This window comes from Agarivorans sp. Toyoura001, from assembly GCF_005405585.1.
Classification (GTDB): Bacteria; Pseudomonadota; Gammaproteobacteria; order Enterobacterales; family Celerinatantimonadaceae; genus Agarivorans.
The window spans coordinates 207,495-225,387 of record NZ_BJEQ01000003.1 but is presented as its reverse complement, the minus strand read 5'-3'; the positions used below and the strand labels follow the sequence as shown (position 1 = coordinate 225,387).

The 17,893-nt window shown below is 45.1% G+C and carries 16 protein-coding genes; 8 read left to right on the top strand and 8 right to left on the bottom strand.

All coding sequences use genetic code 11. The features are described 5' to 3' along the window. Nucleotides 1-133 precede the first annotated feature (133 nt). The 4 genes from FFR00_RS06325 (at nt 134) to FFR00_RS06310 (ending at nt 3,643) form a co-directional block, all read left to right on the top strand. Nucleotides 134-805 (top strand): ABC transporter substrate-binding protein, encoded by a 672-nt coding sequence (locus FFR00_RS06325; RefSeq protein ID WP_137672533.1) that lies wholly within the window; start codon nt 134-136, stop codon nt 803-805. Nucleotides 806-1,017: 212 nt separating this feature from the next. Beyond that, nucleotides 1,018-1,581: a PepSY domain-containing protein gene (locus FFR00_RS06320; protein ID WP_137672532.1), complete on the top strand. Its 564-nt coding sequence runs from the start codon at nt 1,018-1,020 to the stop codon at nt 1,579-1,581. 63 nt (nt 1,582-1,644) lie between these two features. Next, entirely contained in the window at nt 1,645-2,325 is a 681-nt protein-coding gene (locus FFR00_RS06315; protein ID WP_137672531.1) for a response regulator transcription factor, read from the top strand. Continuing rightward, nucleotides 2,264-3,643 (top strand): HAMP domain-containing sensor histidine kinase, encoded by a 1,380-nt coding sequence (locus FFR00_RS06310; protein ID WP_137672530.1) that lies wholly within the window; start codon nt 2,264-2,266, stop codon nt 3,641-3,643. Before FFR00_RS06315 ends, FFR00_RS06310 begins: the two co-directional genes overlap by 62 nt. A gap of 455 nt (nt 3,644-4,098) precedes the next feature. Here the strand turns inward: FFR00_RS06310 and FFR00_RS06305 are convergent, their stop codons facing one another. The 4 genes from FFR00_RS06305 to FFR00_RS06290 are packed head-to-tail and all read right to left on the bottom strand — an operon-like array spanning nt 4,099 to nt 8,780. Further along, a complete protein-coding gene (locus tag FFR00_RS06305; protein WP_137672529.1) occupies nt 4,099-5,286 on the bottom strand; it encodes an ABC transporter permease in 1,188 nt (395 codons plus the stop codon). Then, nucleotides 5,283-6,464, bottom strand: a complete 1,182-nt coding sequence (locus FFR00_RS06300) for an ABC transporter permease (RefSeq protein ID WP_137672528.1) — start codon at nt 6,462-6,464, stop codon at nt 5,283-5,285. Before FFR00_RS06300 ends, FFR00_RS06305 begins: the two co-directional genes overlap by 4 nt. 3 nt (nt 6,465-6,467) lie before the next feature. After that, on the bottom strand, nt 6,468-7,451 hold the full coding sequence (locus tag FFR00_RS06295) for an HlyD family secretion protein (RefSeq protein WP_137672527.1): 984 nt from the start codon (nt 7,449-7,451) through the stop codon (nt 6,468-6,470). 12 nt (nt 7,452-7,463) lie between these two features. After that, a complete protein-coding gene (locus FFR00_RS06290) occupies nt 7,464-8,780 on the bottom strand; it encodes a TolC family protein (protein ID WP_235836171.1) in 1,317 nt (438 codons plus the stop codon). A gap of 597 nt (nt 8,781-9,377) precedes the next feature. On the opposite strand from FFR00_RS06290, the gene FFR00_RS06285 reads away from it, so the two are divergent. Then, the gene (locus tag FFR00_RS06285) at nt 9,378-9,731 is read left to right on the top strand and encodes a DUF805 domain-containing protein (RefSeq protein WP_137672619.1); all 354 of its coding nucleotides are present in this window, start codon (nt 9,378-9,380) and stop codon (nt 9,729-9,731) included. 17 nt (nt 9,732-9,748) lie between these two features. On the opposite strand, the gene FFR00_RS06280 is transcribed toward FFR00_RS06285, so the two are convergent. The 4 genes from FFR00_RS06280 to FFR00_RS06265 form a co-directional block, all read right to left on the bottom strand. Then, nucleotides 9,749-10,252 carry a M48 family metallopeptidase gene (locus tag FFR00_RS06280; RefSeq protein WP_137672525.1) on the bottom strand — a complete coding sequence of 168 codons (504 nt, stop codon included), beginning with the start codon at nt 10,250-10,252 and terminating at the stop codon, nt 9,749-9,751. A gap of 76 nt (nt 10,253-10,328) precedes the next feature. Then, nucleotides 10,329-11,264: a DMT family transporter gene (locus FFR00_RS06275; protein ID WP_137672524.1), complete on the bottom strand. Its 936-nt coding sequence runs from the start codon at nt 11,262-11,264 to the stop codon at nt 10,329-10,331. A gap of 344 nt (nt 11,265-11,608) precedes the next feature. Next, nucleotides 11,609-12,880, bottom strand: coding sequence for an L-methionine/branched-chain amino acid transporter (yjeH, locus tag FFR00_RS06270; RefSeq protein WP_137672523.1), 1,272 nt, complete (start codon nt 12,878-12,880; stop codon nt 11,609-11,611). A gap of 105 nt (nt 12,881-12,985) precedes the next feature. Beyond that, the gene (locus FFR00_RS06265; protein WP_137672522.1) at nt 12,986-13,795 is read right to left on the bottom strand and encodes an ABC transporter substrate-binding protein; all 810 of its coding nucleotides are present in this window, start codon (nt 13,793-13,795) and stop codon (nt 12,986-12,988) included. Between the two features lie 321 nt (nt 13,796-14,116). On the opposite strand from FFR00_RS06265, the gene nirB reads away from it, so the two are divergent. From nirB to FFR00_RS06250, 3 genes are read left to right on the top strand one after another with little or no spacing between them, the layout of a single operon-like run. Next, nucleotides 14,117-16,675, top strand: a complete 2,559-nt coding sequence (gene nirB / locus FFR00_RS06260; RefSeq protein WP_137672521.1) for a nitrite reductase large subunit NirB — start codon at nt 14,117-14,119, stop codon at nt 16,673-16,675. Beyond that, entirely contained in the window at nt 16,675-17,001 is a 327-nt protein-coding gene (gene nirD, locus FFR00_RS06255; protein WP_235836172.1) for a nitrite reductase small subunit NirD, read from the top strand. The genes nirB and nirD overlap by 1 nt, the downstream gene beginning before the upstream one ends. A 35-nt stretch (nt 17,002-17,036) precedes the next feature. Beyond that, nucleotides 17,037-17,849: a formate/nitrite transporter family protein gene (locus FFR00_RS06250; RefSeq protein WP_137672519.1), complete on the top strand. Its 813-nt coding sequence runs from the start codon at nt 17,037-17,039 to the stop codon at nt 17,847-17,849. The last annotated feature ends 44 nt before the right edge of the window (nt 17,850-17,893 follow it).

Below are 17,893 nucleotides of genomic sequence, written 5' to 3'. Positions count from 1 at the left end.
TAGATATTGAAGCTTAAGTGAGGCCTGCAAACCTTCAAATGAGTTAATTTGAAGGTTTGAAACATCGCAACATCAACTACACTAAAAAGTATATTGTCAGTTATTGCTCTCCTTTAGGGACTAAGGAAATAGCATGAAAATGATTGTACTGGTAATGCTGATGTTAATAAGCGTTAAGCTTCATGCGGGGCCAAGCCTTCGTATTTCAACAGTAGAAACCATAGCGGCTCTTCCCAACGTGAGCGAGTTAGTGAGCAACGCTTACGCCGAACTGGGTTATCAGGTAGAGATAATTCCTATGCCAGCCAAGCGTTCTTTGTATCAAGCTAAGAACAATTTTGGCATTGATGCCGAGTTAGCTCGAACCGAGTATGTCGCCAGTTATTTACCTCATCACTTAATGATTCCCGTGCCATTGGCTTACATTAATATTGCGGCGTTTGTAAAACGCGAAGAGATAGATATTTCACAATGGGAAGATTTGCAGGGTTATCAGGTCGCTGGGGTTCGTGGTCATCTGTTCTTAGAAGTTAAACTAGAAAATCACGTCAGCACAGTCTTCTTTAGTGATGCTCATCAGGCTCTCACCATGTTAGGCAGAGGGCGGGTTGACGTAGTTATTCTGCCACAATCGATTGGCGAGTATGTGGTTAAAAAATATTGGCACAAACAAATAAAAATGCTGTCACCCAGCTTAGATGCTATTCCGGTGTATCATTATTTACACGATAAACATCGAGGCATTGCCGATAGTTTAGCCGCTGTGCTGCGTAAGCTAACAGCCGAACCGTTGGTTAAAAACTAATTGGCAACCTAGCACAAGTGTTTGCTTCCATTGATTATTTATCTTCTCATCAGCTTGTGGTTGAATAAGTGCATTAGGCGCTTACTCATCATTGTTCTAATGTTATTCGCTTGTTTTAATTAAGATGAACAAAATGTAATGTTGCAGCCACCTTGTGGTAAGGCGCGGTTTTATAAACTGCTTAGCGTCAATTAAGCAAATAGGATTACCGAATGAAACTGCCAATTAAATTCTCGAAAAAATTATGTGTTGCTGCTGCCGTAGCGTTAACCTCAACCGCAGCGATTGCCGACGATGATGCCTTATCAGCGCTAGCGCTTAAAAAAGCGGGCTTTAGCTTAGAGCAAGCCATTGAAAAGGTTAACACCACTTACCCAGGCCATATCACCGAGCTTGAGCTGGACGACTATAAAGGCCAAGCGGTTTACGAAGTGGACGTGATTAACTTAGCGCAAGAGCAACAACACAAACTTAAGCTAAGCCTTAGTGATGGCGAAATGCTTAAAAATGAAAGCAGTAAACTGACCATATTAGGTGTGAGTAAAATAGACGATGATGAGCGTTTGGCCTTGGAGCAAGTAGCGGAGTCAGAACTTTCACTGCAACAAACCATTGCCATGTTAAATGATAAGTACCAAGCGCAAGTATTGGAGTTTGAACTAGAAAACGAAAAGGGCATTACCTTTTACAAGTTCAAATTATTAGGTCAACAGGGTAAACAACGCGTGATAGTAGACGTTGTTACTGGCGAGACCATTCCAGTGCTTAAGCACTAAGTTCTTAATGCTACGGTTGGCCAAGTGCCAACCTTGTTTTTATCTAGCTATAGGCCAAATCGAGTGCGAATATTAGTTATAGAAGATGACTTAACGACTCAGCAGTTTTTGCAGCGAGCCTTAACTGAGCAAGGCTATCAGGTAGATGTGGCGAGTGATGGCCAAGATGGGCTGTTTCTCGCTTTAGAGCATAACTACCAGCTACTGGTACTAGACAGAATGCTACCTAAGCTCGATGGTTTAACGGTGTTGTCTACGCTGCGCAATGCCAACAAAACCTTGCCTGTGCTGATCTTGAGTGCTTTAGACAGTGTAGATGAACGGGTCAAAGGTTTACGAGAGGGTGGAGACGACTACTTAGTTAAACCCTTTGCTTTGGCTGAGTTACTGGTGAGAATAGAGATTCTCTTACAGCGACAGCGTGGCCAAGCAGAGCCGCAATCTAACAAATTACAGGTGGCCGATCTCAGCATGGATTTATTGGCTAGACAGGTTTGGCGTGGCCAGCAAGAGATTGTACTGCAACCTAAAGAATTTAAGCTGTTGCGTTATTTAATGGAACACGCTGGTCAAGTGGTTACCCGCACTTTATTGTTTGAGGCGGTATGGGATTACGATTTTGATCCACAAACCAATGTTATTGATGTGCATGTTGCGCGCTTAAGAAAAAAGGTAGAACTTGATGGCCATAACCCACTACTTGAAACCGTACGTGGCGTGGGTTACCGGATGGTGGCGAAATAACCACCAAGCGAGCTCAGTTTGGCGCTTAACTCGGCTCTATACGGGGCTGCTCATGCTGGTGGTTGGCATATTGCTGTGGGTACTTTACCAACTTAGCGTTGGTCAGCTCGGCCGCAGCCAAACTCTGCAGCTCAATCAATTGCAACAACAGCAACAAGTATTGGCCGAAGAACTTAGCCAAGCTGATTTTATTCGTCAGTTTGAGCAACAAGCCGAACAATCGCGCCAGTTTATTATGGCCTACAGCGATAACCACACCACCTATGGTCGCTTGGCTACTATTCCTAAACGAGTGACTGCCTGCCCGCAAATAGCGCGCTTTCCTGTTTATAATTACAATGAAATTCGGCTATTTTCCGGTTGTGTACAAAGCCTCAACAATGGCCGCTTGCTGGTGGCTACCGATGACGAAGCCCTGTTTGATTTACGTGAGCAATTTATTCAAGCCAGCGTTGCTGCCTTAGCACTTGCCCTAGCTTTGGGGCTGATTACCGGCTGGTTCTTTTCTGCTCAAGTATTGCGCCGAGTGAATAGCATCAACGAGATTGCGCTTAAGGTTGAAGCGGGCGAATTGAGTGCGCGAGTGCCATTAAGCAAACGCAATGATGAGTTTGATCACATGGCAACTCATATCAACAAAATGTTGCTGCAAGTCGAACACTCCTTTGATGCCATTACTGGAGTCACTGATGCCATTGCTCACGATCTACGTACTCCTTTAGGGCGGTTAAGGTTACGTTTGGAACAAGCGCAATTAGATGCTAAAAAGCAGCATGTAACTAGCGAGCAACTTAGCAGCATGTTAGCCGAACTAGACGGTATATTAGCTACTTTTACTGCCATGTTAGAGCTCACTCGTTTGGAACAACAGCAGCAAAAAGCTAATTTTAAGCAGCTAGACTTAGCCAATATTGCTGAAGACGCCATTGAGCTGATTCAACCGCTAGCTCAACAGCGCAATCAAGTGCTTAATGTAGAGATTAAGCAAGCGTGTAAATTGCTAGGTGACGCTACCTTGCTATTTCGTGCTATTTACAACTTGCTAGAAAACGCCAGTAAATATGCTGGAGAGCAAAGCCAAATTAAACTAACAGTTAACGCTACGGGTTTTTCGCTTAGCGACAATGGCCCCGGTATTCCTGAGTCTGAAACCGACAAAGTATTTCAGCGTTTATACCGTTTAGAAAGCAGCAGAAACAGCCCCGGTTATGGCTTAGGTTTACCCTTAGTGAGGGCGATTATTCGTTTACACGAAGGTGAGGTGAAGCTGCAAAGTAATCAGCCGGGTTTAACTGTGCTGGTGAATTTTGGTGAGTAACTATAGGCCTAAAAAAAGCCAGTACTCTAAAGAGACTGGCTTTTTACTTTAGACTGAGAGCAATCTAAGAATGTACCTTTCTCTTGTTAAGCTTATTCGCTTTTCTAGCAAAAAGGTTTACGTAATAAGTAAAATAAAACTGTTCCATAGTATTCCCACCATCCAATGTTAGTCACTGATGCGTTAGGCTGACAGCCTAATCGCACGCACAGCCGGCAAAATGCCAAACTGCAAGGTGCGAGCTAATTGCTCTACCAGTAAACGATAAACCTTGGCCACAATTGTTTACAGATTGAGCAAATGGATCTGTGACGAACATTGATGATTTGTTACTTTTGTGTATGTTCTTTGTGATCTGCCCGCGTATTGCTAGGTTCTATTTACGTTAGAAGTATAAGCTCTTGAATTGTCTTATTTTCAGCTCAGTTCAAATACCGACTTATTCCATGCCGTTTTCACTCTGAGAGTGAAGAAGGCAATGCTGATTTGGCTGCATCTACCTTAGGGGGTGACGTCGATTGCCAATAAATCATCGCGACAGCCAAAGCAAAGTAACAGCCTGCCAATGACCATAGGTGAGTGAAGTGATGTTGAACCTCGCTAAAGCTTGCTCCCATCTGATTCATTTTTAGCATGCCCAATACCATCGGTTTGGCCGGAATTAAATCCGCAATAATATTGATAGGCATGGGAATGGAGCTCAAAGGCCAAATAAAGCCACAGGCGAACACAATGGGAAGTGAAGTCATTAAGCCAACGATAGTGGCGTAATCTCTTTTAGGCAGCAAGCTGGCGATGCACATGGCTAAACCGCTGGCGGCTAGCAAAAATGGCAGCAATAGTTTGTAAATATCAGCCACATTCGCCCAGTGATGTACGCCGTAATAATCCAATACTACACCAATGTAAAAGCTGCTCATTAGCCAGTAAATCGCCACAAACAATAAGCTGCGAACTACAACTATTTTCCACGCCGGAAAAAAGCGAACTAAATTTGGTTTTATTGCTGGCTTGGTCGGGCTGGCGTGTAAGCCTATGGCAATCAACAAGGTTTGATGCAGTATTACAATAAATACCGCAGGAATAACGTAATCCAAGTAACCTTGATGAGCATTAAAGGCTGCGTTGGTGCTGAGCTGTAAGGGTGAATGCAGCTGGCTAGCAAGAGATATAGGCACGCCATCGACCACCATTTTGGCGACTTTAACCTGGGCTGCCAAGGTGGCCGACGTTTCCGCCAAGCCCTGCACAATAGTGCCATAAACTAAGAAGTAAGAGGCATCACCGGCATAAGAGAGAGTGGGTGAGCGACCCAGTAGTACATCGCGATAAAAGTTCTCTGGGATCACTAGCAAGCCTCCTACTTTGCGTTCAACCAATAGCTGTTGAGCCTGCTCAATACTGGCGACTTGGCTGGTGACTTCTAGCAAAGGGCTGGCGTTTACCATACGGATGAGCTGGCGGCTTAATTGGCTACCATCGGCATTAATAACGGTGATCGGTTGTTGCAGGGGTGTTTGTTTTATATAGGGTTGCGGATACAAAAAAGCATAGAGCAGCAAGCCTCCAACTACTGTTAACAACAAGGCTCGATTGGCCAAAATTCGGCGCAGTTCTAAACGCAGTAATACCCACCAACTCATGACCGTAGCTCCTGAGTGCCTGGTTGCGTAAAGCGAATTCGAATCAGCCAAGCGGCACTAATAAACGTGACGGTAAATAACAATAAAGCCTGTAAAGAAGGTAATGATTGCAAGGCACTGGCACCATAGTTAGCTTGCGAAACTTGGGTTTCAATGTAATGGGTAATTGGGATAAGTTGTCGCCAAAACTGGGCAAACCAAGGCATGTCGCTAACCGGAAAAGTCACTCCCATAAACGCGAAGCTCGGTGCCGTAAGCGCCCCGGCAAAACTCAATGCTCGGGCAACATCTTGAAACAACAGCATAAAGATTAACGCTATTGCTTGAGAAGCGACCACACATAGCAGTAGTGCGAGCAATAATACACTCCATGAACCGCGCATTGGCCAATCAAAACCGTGGAACATTAAGGTGCATAACAAGACCCCTTGCAACCACAGTAGGCTACCAAAAAACAGTAACTTTACGGTGATTTTTTGCCAAGCTTGTTTGGCTAACCAGGCTTTGTAGCTATGGTCACGCAGTTCCGCCCCTAAGACTAAAATCATTACTGCCATGATCAAAATTTGCCAAAAGGCAGGCAGTGCAGCCGACACAATAAACTGGGCATAATTGCTATTACCATTATACAAAGCACTAATCTGGTTACGTATGGGTAAGGCTGAGCCTAGCGCTTGTAGTATTTGAGTATTGCCGTGGCTAAGTGCCCGCGCCACTTCAACTTTGGCACTAAACGTACCGTGGCTTTGGCGCAACGCAGAGTTAATTTGTTTACCCAGTACCATAAATTGGCTGTTGTAATACGCCGCTACTGTTGGGGCATGGGCAAGCTTGGTGTGTTTCTCTAAATCTCTGGGAATAATGACTAAGGCAGATACTTCGCCAGTTCGTAGCAACGAACGCGCTTCCGGTTCGCCGCTTACACTGACGACTTTTAAGGTGGGGCTGGCATCGTAATGACGAATTAAACTACGCGATAGCTGGCTGTGGTCGTGATCCACCACCGCAATATCTAAATCTCGGGTTAACCCTGAGGAAAATACCCACCACACGCCAACAAAAGCCAGTAAAGGCAGCCAAGTTAGCATGGCCATTAACCAACGGTTATCGCGCAGCAATGCCCATTGCTGGGCAACTAACTGCCTTAGGCTAAGGCTTGAGTCATCGGTATGTGGCATGGTTTATTGCTCAAGCGCTACAATGGCACTCATGCCTACCCGCAACTGCTCAATTTGCTGCAACGGTCTTGCTTCAATCTCAAAGGTACGCAAATCAAAACCCGTACGGCTGTCGGTGGCTCGCCACGTGGCAAAGTCTCCCATTACCGCTACGTGAGACACTTCAAATTTAAATTCTTGGTTGTCTAACGCGGGTAACTTCGCTACAAATTGCTCGCCAGTTTGAAACTGGCTGAGTTGGTCTTCTCGCACATGCAGTACTAACCAAGCGTCTTGCATATCTATAATCGATACCACTGGGAACCCGGTAGGAGCCAGTTCACCGGTCTGCAGTAGCAACTGGCTCACTTCGCCGGAATGCCAGCTTTTTACCAAGGTATCGCTAGAAAAGGCTTCCACCTCGGCAACTACTCCAGCAGCTGCGCGAGCTTGCTCTAGCGCTGCGCGTTTGGTTTCGTCACGGGCGCCTTCTTTCGCCAATTGGTACATTTGTGAGGCGGCGTTCTCGGTATAACGAGAGGCTTGCCATTGGGTATAGGCTTCATCACGCTTTTGCTCAGACACTACGCCGTCTTCAAATAGGTTATCTACTCGCTGGTAGGTTTTTTCTGCCAACTTAGAGGCTGCTAGTGCTTTTTGCCACTGATCTTTAGCAGCTGATATTTCTTGGCTGCGCGCGCCGTTTTCAGCTTGCTCTGCGATGGCTGACGCGGCTTCTTGTCCGGCTTTTGCTTGTTCTAATTTGGCGTCTAATTCTGGGCTAGTGATAGAAAATATCAATTGACCCGGTTCCACTTGATCGCCTTTTCTTACCAATACTTGATCAATACGACCGGCCACTTTAGAGGATATGTTGTATTGCTGCGCCTCGATTTGGCCCTGTAAGATTTGTGGTTTAGGTTGGTAGGCTTGCCAAAACGAGTATGCCACCCAAGCAATAATAGCCAGAAGCGGAACAATGGGTAAAACAGCTGAAAGCTTGCGCATAATAAGTAAACCCTAGTTAAATCGGTAATATTGTGAAAACTGCGCCATTTCACCACTGAGTGCAGTGAGCTTTGCTAAGGCGATAACATGGTGATAAGCAGCCGACTGGCGCTGCGTTTTTACGCTGGCTTGGTACATCTCGGCGTCTACTACATCTAGCGAAGTAGCCAAACCTTGGCTAAAGGCTTTTAAGCGGATCCGTAAGTTTTCTTTCGACAGTGCCAAAGTAGATTCCAAGCCTTGATATTCCTCTAAAGCTTGCTCCGCTTCGCGGTAGGTTTTTTCCACTAACAAGCCTAAATCACGTTCGGCTTGAGCCCGAATATAGCCAATTTGCACTAAGGTACTGTTGGCTGCGAGCACTTTGCCCGAGCGTCCAGAGTTATCAATAATCGGCACCGATACACCAACTCCTACCATCCAGTCGGGCGCGTATTTAGCGGCTAAACTATCACCTTTATAAATATCGTAGTTACCAAACATATAAACCTCTGGCATATAACTGCCTTTGGCAATGGTGACCATTTTCTTGGCTTGTTCTGATTTACTGTCGAGAATGGCCAAACCCGGATAACTATTCAGCGTATGACTCATAAAGCTTTCTAGTTCGGGGATCTGCTCTTCGGTGAATAAGCTTGTGCTGGGTTGCACTGCATGTTGGCTATGCACTAACTCATTTAAGGCCAGTTGGGCTATTTCGTAGTTGCGTAGCGCTTTTTTGGTATCGACTTTCGCTTTATCAAATGAAGCGTCGGCTTGCAGCCGCTCAACATAAGCAATTTGCCCTTGCTGCTCTAGTTTTAATGCGTTTCGCTGGTGTTTCTTTAAGCCGTCTTCAACATCTTTGTAGGTTTCTGCTACTTGGGCGGCCAGCACTACACCAAAGTACACTTTGGCTAAGTCTTCAAACTTGGCTTGTTGTTGCATGGCCAGCACTTTGCCTGCTTCAATATTCTGCTCGCGAGCAATATCAATAGCGGCGCCACGGCGACCACCGGTATATAAAGGCCAAATGGCGCGAATAGAGCTAGTAGTTATATCTTGTTCAGTGAAGTTTGTTACCGTGGGTAAGTTTAATAAAGGCGCTAGAATTTGCCCTAATGCTGGGTCAAGCCCGCTTAAATCTAGAGACGCGAGTGGTTCTAAGTCTTTTAGGTCAAGAGAGACCGGTTTTTCCAAACGGGTATAGTTACCGGTTAAGTCCACCTTGGGAAAATACAAATCTTTGGCGGCATCACGCATTGCCTCAGAACGAGCTACGCTGGCTTTATTCGCGGCGAGGCTTTCGTTCTTTTCTAGCACTTCTAGCCATGCTTGTTCAAAGCTCATTGCGAAACAAGTGTTGCTCACTAGCGCACAGAGTAATCCGACTAAACCTATCGAAAAGAGTTTAGGGCTCTTAAATCGAGTAATCACTAAGTATCATCCTTAACAATATAGAGTAATTACTCTATTGGGTTCGCTGTTACGATTCAAGTTATTTAGCTAAGCATTTTCTGTTAAAGCATAGCAGGTAACTTAAAACCACGAGTAACTCATAAATGGTGGCTTAAGTAATTGAAATATTGACGATAGCATCGAGTTTTTCTGCATCGCTAGGTGCCTGCCATAACTAACTTGGGAAGCGTTCCCCAAATTGATGTAAAACTTAGTGATTAGGCCTGTTATTCATTTTGGCTAAGCGAATATATTCAATCATTTATAGCCTTTATAACTGTATAAAGAGGTGATGCCATAAGCATTGAATGTGCCGCTATCAAATAGGTACTAGGTGGCCTGATTGCTTTCGCTGCTACTTACCTCTGCCTTTATTAATTGATCACTGATTTGCATCATAGTTTGTTTTTTAACAATGGGTTAGCGTGTTTTTTAGCTGGTGTTAGTCATACCAGTTTGAATTTATATGACTCATTGAAAAGGATTATGATGGAATACTTTATTAGCGCGTTGAAGAAATATGCCGAATTTTCAGGGCGAGCTCGCAGAAAAGAATATTGGATGTTTAGCCTGATTTACATGGTAATTAGCATCATCTTAAGTGTTATTGATGCTGCTATTGGCATGCAGTTATTGTCACTTATCTTCTCACTAGGAATGTTGATTCCTTGCATCAGCATTGCCGCAAGACGTTTACATGACACGGGGCGTAGTGGTTGGTGGCAGCTAATTGCTTTAATACCGATTATCGGCCTTATTGTGTTGATTGTGTTCTTGGCCTCAGATAGCCACGACGACAATAACTACGGCGCAAACCCTAAGGGTAATGGCGCATTCGCTTAATTGGCGATCTGGTTGGGTTAGTAAATTGGCCCAACCAATTCTAGCTGGGTTAAATACACCCGCGTATCAAATTCTAATTGATGATAATCAGGCAGCATATGCTGACAGAGTTGGTAAAACGCTTTGTCATGCTCTTTTTCTTTTAGATGCGCCAATTCATGTACCACAATCATCTTCAAAAACGGTTCTGGCACCTTTTGAAACAGGCTGCTAACTCGGATCTCATTTTTACTTTTTAGTTTGCTGCCTTGAACACGTGAAACATAACTATGTAAACCCAAGGCGTGTTTCACGACATGAATTTTCTTGTCGTAAATAACTTTGCTTAATGGGGCTGATTTTCGCATATAGCGGTTTTTTAGTTCAGTGGCGTATTCCCTTAGCGCCTGGTCGTTATGAATGTTGTGGATGGTGGGGTATTTAGCTAACAAAAAGTCGCCCAGTTTTTGCTGCTCAATCAAGTTTTGTATTTGCGAATGTAGCGTGTCGGGATAGCCGCTGAGATATTTAAGCGTGTTCATGAGTCATTAAAAGTCGATGTTTAGCCTAGTGTAACTGGCTAAACATCGACCGAGCAAGCTACCGCGCTGTTAGCGGTTATTTTCTATTGAGCAAGGCTACCGCAGCCACCACTAGGGCAATACCTATTAGCTGAAAGATGTTTACCTGCTCGTCTAGAATCCACACTGCCATGAGTAGCGTAAATACCGGCCCAGCGCTGCCGGAAATAGAGGTACGCTGCGCGCCAATACGGTGAATTGCTTCGCTAAATAAAAAGGACGGTATCACCGTAGAGAATATCGCCATATTTAGTGCGTACCAATATACTTGAGATGGATAAGCACTTAGGGAAATACTGCTATTTTGCAGGAAATAATGGACAAAAATTGCCAAACTTGCCGCTATCATTGCAATACACGTAAATGCTTGGCTGCCTATTTTACTGACAATGGCTTTACTAAATACCAGATATACGGCAAAGCTAAACGCACTCGCCACCACTAAACTAGTGCCTAGAGCCACGTTGTTGCTTAACTGAGTTGCGCTTGCTTCATGCCACATCATTAATGCCACACCCACCCAGCTTAGCGGCAGTGCGATAACAAATATCGCTTGTGGTTTTTGCCGATAGACCAACCAAGCCAATAAAATAGTGAAGCTAGGATAAGCGTACAATACCACCCGCTCCAAAGGGGCTGATATGTACTGCAAACCGCTTAAATCCAAAAAGCTGGCAAGGTAATAACCCGCAATACCTACAATAGATGCTCTTAGGGCAAAACCGGCAATCGGTTTATTGGTAAAGCGCCCCTGTTTCCACCAAAAACCTGCTAGCGCCAAGTAAATGGGTAAGCTAAACGCCATACGCAAAGTCATTAAGCTCACGGGATCGATATCGTGTTGATAGGCAAGCTTGATCCAAATCGCTTTGAGGGAGAACAGCGCAGTAGCAACCAGCGCGAGTACTAGGCCAATAGTGTTGGCAGAAAAGCGACTGGCGATTTGACGGTATATCGGTTTGTGATTATTCATGTCCTTACGAGCCTTATTATGGGTAAAAAAGTAGGCTACGAAGGGCAAAGGGACTGGCTGCGCTTCGCAGCCAGTGAAAATGTATAACTAATCTTCACCACTGCTTGTAGTAAGCAGCAGCCACAGTTTAACCACAGTAGTGTTAGCATTTAATGCGAGCAAACTGCTGAACTTGGCGGTGATGAAAACTTGGGTCATGTCATTTCCTAAGTGATGAACTTTTAGCCTACGGCAATAGCGAAAAGGCTGCAAGTGAAGCTTAACGTTTAAAAAGCACCACGACAAAGTGGTGCTTGATACATTTTGGCTAGTGATTGCTTATGAAGCAACGGCGTCTAAAGCTATCAACTCTTGGGTAGCTTAGACACTTTCCATTGTTTCTTTATTTGCATAAACAAAGGCTGAATTAGCAAAAATATTACTGATAGCAGCAATACGTAGATACTTTGTTGGCCCAGCGCAAGCAGCAGCAAACAGCATAAGGCGGCGCCAATGACAGCCAGTATTCTAAACACGCCCTTAAGTAATACGGCACCAGCGATCATGCTTAATAGGTATACCACAATGAAATTGCCATTGGCGTAGCGAATCAGCTCATCTAACGGCAGTTTAAATAACCACGCTACAACGCAGCTAAAAACACAGGCGCTAACAATAGTAATTAGTGCACGAGTGGGGACTTTGTTTGTCGATAAATGTGCCAGTTGCTTGGGTAAGTGACCTTCGTCAGCCATGCTCCAAAGCAGCCGTGCAAAACCTTGAATATAAATGTTCATACTAGCAAAGCAGGCTAGGTAGCCAACTATGGCGGCTAGCCACTTTGCATGAGGGCCAAACAGCAAAGCGACTACATGCGGTAGTGATTGCGTATTAGCATGCTGAGTACCGTAAGCACCAAACTTTAGAACCACTACCGACGCTGCCCAATACACGGCGCCAGCTACAAATACGCCAAGCAATAAAGCGATGGGGAAGTCACGCTCAGGGCGGCGAAATTCTTCTCCCATGTGAGCGAAAGCTTCAATGCCAACAAAACACCAAAACATCACCGCCAGCGCAGGCACAATATTGGGGCTGCCTAGGTCACTGGGCAATTGGTAATCGCTGCTCACTATATCGGCTTGCCACCATAATGCCGCCACTAAAGTAACAATGGCCAAGGCGATAATGGCTTGCACATTGCCCGACAGTTTAGCGCCACCCAAACCCAGCAACAGCATACATAGCAAGGTAGAGAGTTGAATACCCAGCGACATAATCGGGCTTAGCTCGAATACCGCCTGCCAAAACCCCGTGGCCATCACTAGCGCGGCCGGTAAACCCACAGGCAGTACCGACAGAAACAAAAAGGCAGTGAGTTTTTCGGCGCGCTGCCCCAAGGCTTTTCCCACAAAGTGAGCGGCACCACCAGCGTGCGGATAGCGCTTGCCTAAGGCGGCAAAGGTAAAAGCGATAGGCATTACCAAAGCGATGAGAATGGCCCAGGCTAATAGTGAGCTGCGCTCAGCGATGCTGGCAGCAATGGCTGGCACCACAAATATGCCCGTGCCAAGAAGAGAAGTGGCAAGCAAGGCAACGCCTTGGCTAATGCCTAATTGTTGATGTAAACGACTCATAGGTAACAACTGCTAGAGGATGGAAAACTCAATCATAGTCCTAAATGTTTTCTTTGAAAGCTGTGAACTTAGCGGAAATTCACGTGAATTAGTCGCCTATTGCCGTTAATTTAACGGTGATAATAAACGGGGGGTAAATTGGTCGACTATTTCGGAATATCTCCCACTAGATTTTAGCGTTTGTAATCCTTGATTAAACTGTTTCAGATATCGTTGATTGTTTGGATATTGCTTAGATAACATCAAACGAAACTTACGTTGTTCGAGCAAGGTTTCTGAATAGCTAATTTGCTGAGCATCGCTGTTACTGAGGTGATAGTTGATATAATTCAGCGCGACATGCTTGGTGAGAGCAACCGCATCTATCCGTTTGTGCAGCAGTCGTTCGAATAGACGCTGATAATCGCCTACTTTTTCTAACACTATAAGCTGGTTTTTGGCGGCTTTCTCAAGCGAGGGATAGACAGAAAACATGGTTCCACCAATAGTGACTCCTTTTAAATCTTCTATTTTATGCCAGTGAATCGGGCTAGATTTTAAGAAGAATAAAACCTCTTTATCACTAACAATGGGATCGCTAAACCAAAAGTGTTGCTCGCGTTGCGAGGTTTTGACCCATGCAAGGCTGCCGTGCCATTTAGCGTTAGCGGCACCAAATCCGCGACGAGCATACTCATAAGAGCGCTTCCAAGGATAATAACCATAGTAAGTATTGATGTTATTAAGGGCAAAAGCCTCGCTGACAATTTGCGCAGCAATACCTCCTTTGCTTAATTTAGCTGATAAATAAGGAGGCCACTCGCCACTGGTTAAATTGATATTTTCTACGGCAATTACCGAGTGAGAAACTAGCCAAGCAATACCTGCAAGTAGTCTAAATTTTCTGCGATAACATTTGCTTAACTTATTTATCATTACCTGCTCTGTTTGTTAACGCCCACCTGATTTAACTGTAGTTGAGTGTGTAAACTCAGTGCTCAATATTCACACCAACTACCTATTTTGAGTAGGTATGTGAAAAATAATTTCATCTGTTTACAAAATCACGTTAGGCGAAATACGTGTCTTTTAGTGTGTTTTTATTACTCAAATGTAAGAATATTTCAGAATTTGCAGTATAAATGACCAATATACCTCTTTAGGGTAGTTTAAAGTTGTTATTGATCTACATCATTCTTTTATTTTTGTTACATCCTATTATCCGCGCATTAATCTTATTTTGTCCCTAGGAATTCTATGAGCAAGTTGAAGCTAGTTGTAATTGGCAATGGCATGGTGGGTCACCGTTATTTGGAAGATTTGGTTGATAAAGCTGATCTGAGCCAATTAGACGTAACCGTTTTCTGTGAAGAGCCGCGAGTAGCTTACGACCGCGTTCATTTGTCTTCATACTTTTCTCATCACACCGCTGAAGAATTATCTTTAGTGAAACATGGCTTTTACGAGAAACACGGTATTGAGGTGTTGTTAGGCGAGCGCGCTATCAACATTAACCGTGAGCAAAAAGTGGTTTACTCAAGCACTGGTCGTGAAATCAATTACGACAAGCTAGTAATGGCAACAGGCTCTTACCCTTGGGTACCGCCTATTAAGGGCAGCGAAAATAAAGATTGTTTTGTTTACCGCACCATTGAAGATTTAAAAGCCATTGAGGGTAGCGCTAAAAAGAGCAAAAGCGGCGCAGTAGTCGGCGGCGGTTTATTAGGGCTAGAAGCCGCAGGCGCACTTAAAGCGCTGGGTGTAGAAACACATGTGATTGAATTTGCCCCGGTACTGATGGCAGAGCAATTAGATCAACAGGGCGGTTTGCTACTTCGCAATAAAATTGAGCGCATGGGTGTGCAAGTGCATACCAGTAAAAACACTTTAGAAATTCAAGCTCAAGGCGAGCATGCTCGCAATACCATGCAGTTTGCCGATGAGAGCAAGTTAGAAGTCGACTTCATTGTATTTTCTACCGGTATTCGCCCACAAGATAAATTAGCCCGTCAGTCTGAACTAACTATCGCTCCTCGTGGCGGTATTGCGATTAACGACCAATGTTTAAGCTCTGACGAAGACATTTACGCGATTGGCGAGTGTGCTTCTTGGAACGAGAGCTTCTTCGGTTTAGTCGCGCCAGGTTACAAAATGGCGCAAGTGGCCGTTGATCATTTATTGGGCAATAACAACGCCTTTGAAGGCGCTGACATGAGTGCCAAGCTTAAGTTACTCGGCGTAAAGGTAGGCAGCATTGGCGATGCCAATGGCCGCACACCAAATTGTAAGAGCTTTGTGTACCAAAACGATGAAGAGGGCGTATACAAGCGCTTAATCGTGTCTGAAGACGGCAAAAAACTGCTAGGTGCGGTTTTGGTTGGTGATACCGCTGACTACGGTAACTTATTGCAACTTAAGCTTAACGATATCGACTTACCGGAACATCCTGACACCTTAATTTTACCTGCTCATGCAGGCGCAGAGAAGCCAGCAATGGGTGCAGACTCTTTGCCTGACTCAGCGGTGATTTGTTCTTGTTTTGATGTTACCAAGGGTAAGATCGCTGCAGCAGTGGCTGACGGTCAAACCACTATGGCCGAAATTAAAGCCTCTACCAATGCAGGTACTGGTTGTGGCGGTTGTTTGCCACTGATTGGCCAAGTGCTAAATGCAGAGCTGGCTAAAGCGGGCGTAGAAGTAAACAACCACTTATGTGAGCACTTCGAATATTCACGCCAAGAGTTATTCCACCTGATTCGTATTGAAGGCCTGAAAAGCTTCGACCAAGTGCTTACTAAGCACGGTAAAGGTTATGGTTGTGAAGTATGTAAGCCTGCAGTTGGCTCAATTATGGCATCTTGCTGGGGCGATCATGTATTAGCACCGCAATTGGTGAGCTTGCAAGACACCAACGACAACTTCCTTGGCAACATGCAAAAAGACGGCACTTACTCGGTGATTCCGCGCATGCCGGGCGGCGAAGTCACGCCGAAAGCCCTTGGTGTATTGGCCGAAGTGGCCGAAGAATACAAGCTATACACCAAGGTTACTGGCGCGCAGCGTATTGGTTTATTTGGCGCGCAAAAAGACGACCTTCCTACTATTTGGCGCAAGCTAATCGAAGCGGGTTACGAAACCGGCCAAGCCTACGGTAAAGCGCTGCGCATGGCTAAAACCTGTGTGGGTAGCACCTGGTGTCGCTTTGGTGTGCAAGATAGTGTTGGCCTAGGGGTCATGCTAGAGAATCGCTACAAAGGCATTCGTACCCCGCACAAAATGAAGTTTGGTGTATCGGGCTGTACCCGTGAGTGTGCCGAAGCACAAGGTAAAGACTTAGGCATTATTGCTACCGACGCGGGTTGGAACATGTATGTAGGCGGTAATGGTGGCATGAAACCTCGCCACGGCGACTTATTAGCGGCCGATCTAGATCAAGCCACGCTGCTTAAATATGTCGACCGTTTCATGATGTTTTACATCCGTACTGCCGACAAACTACAACGTACTTCAGTGTGGTTAGAAAACCTAGAAGGCGGCGTAGATTACCTGCGTGAAGTGATCGTTAACGATAAGTTGGGCATTAACCAACAGCTCGAAGCCGACGTGACCAAGTTAATTGAAAACTTTAGTTGTGAATGGACCGATACCATTAACGACGAAGTACAGCTAAAACGCTTTGCTCACTTTATTAACAGTGACCAACGTGACAACAACGTGGTGTTTGTGGACGAGCGTGAACAGCATCGCCCAGCGACGTTCTCAGAAAAAAATCCCGGCGCTAAAGGCGACATTCTACACGTTGAGTTGGAGGCATAATCATGAGCTTTGAAACAGTTTGTAAATTACACGACATCACCCCAGGCACCGGTATTTGCGCATTAGTGAACGGGGCTCAAGTAGCTTTGTTCCGCCCACGTGATGACGAGCAAGTATTTGCGATCAATAACATGGACCCTTTTGCTCAATCTAACGTGTTATCACGCGGATTGATTGTTGAGCATCAAGGTCAACTTTGGGTTGCTAGCCCACTTAAAAAACAACGCTTCAATTTAACCAGCGGTGAATGCCTAGAAAACCCAACAGTATCTGTTGCTAGCTACCCAGTAAAAGTTAGCGCCGGCAAGGTAGCCGTAAGCGCCTAAAGAATTTCGATTTAACTTTAACATTAAGGACTAATATGTCTTACGTAAAACCCGCTGAATTCGTTCAAACCATGATCGATGCCGGTGAAAGCAAAGTGTTTATGTCGACCCGCGATACCATTGTTCGCGGCATTATGGCTGGTGCTATTTTAGCGATTGCGGTAGCAGTAGCGATTACCGCAGCCGTGCAAACTGGTATTCCGCTAGTGGGTGCATTGGTATTCCCAGTGGGTTTTTGTATTTTAAACCTGATGGGTTTTGATTTAATGACCGGTGTATTTGCACTTGCACCATTGCCGTTATTAGAAAAACGTCCTGGTGTGACTAAAGCGGGTGTATTACGTAACTGGGGCTTAGTAGGCTTAGGTAACTTAATTGGTTCTGTGGCAGTGGCGTTTTTGGTGGCCTTAACCTTTACCATGAACTTTAGTGTTGAACCGGGTGCTGTAGGCCAAGCGTTTATCAAAGCTTCTACCGCGCGTACTTTAGGTTTTGCTGAGCACGGCTTAAACGGCTGGATTACGGTGTTTGTTAAAGGCATTTTGTGTAACTGGATGGTGTGTTTAGGCGTGGTTGGTGCAATGACTTCTAAAACCGTTGGCGGCAAAGTATTGGCCATGTGGTTCCCCATCTTCATCTTCTTCGGTTTGGTATTTGAACACGCCGTCGTAAACATGTACCTATTCCCATTAGGCATGATGTTAGGTGCCGAGTTTACTATTGCTGACTGGTTAGGCTGGAACCTTATCCCGGTTATTTTAGGTAACATTGTGGGCGGTTTATTGGTGACAGGTATGAGCATTTATGTGACTCATGGTAAAACCTTGCCACAACGCAATGCCGCTTAAGCTTTAAGCAGCGCATTTTGCTGAAGATATAGAAGCCCCTAGCC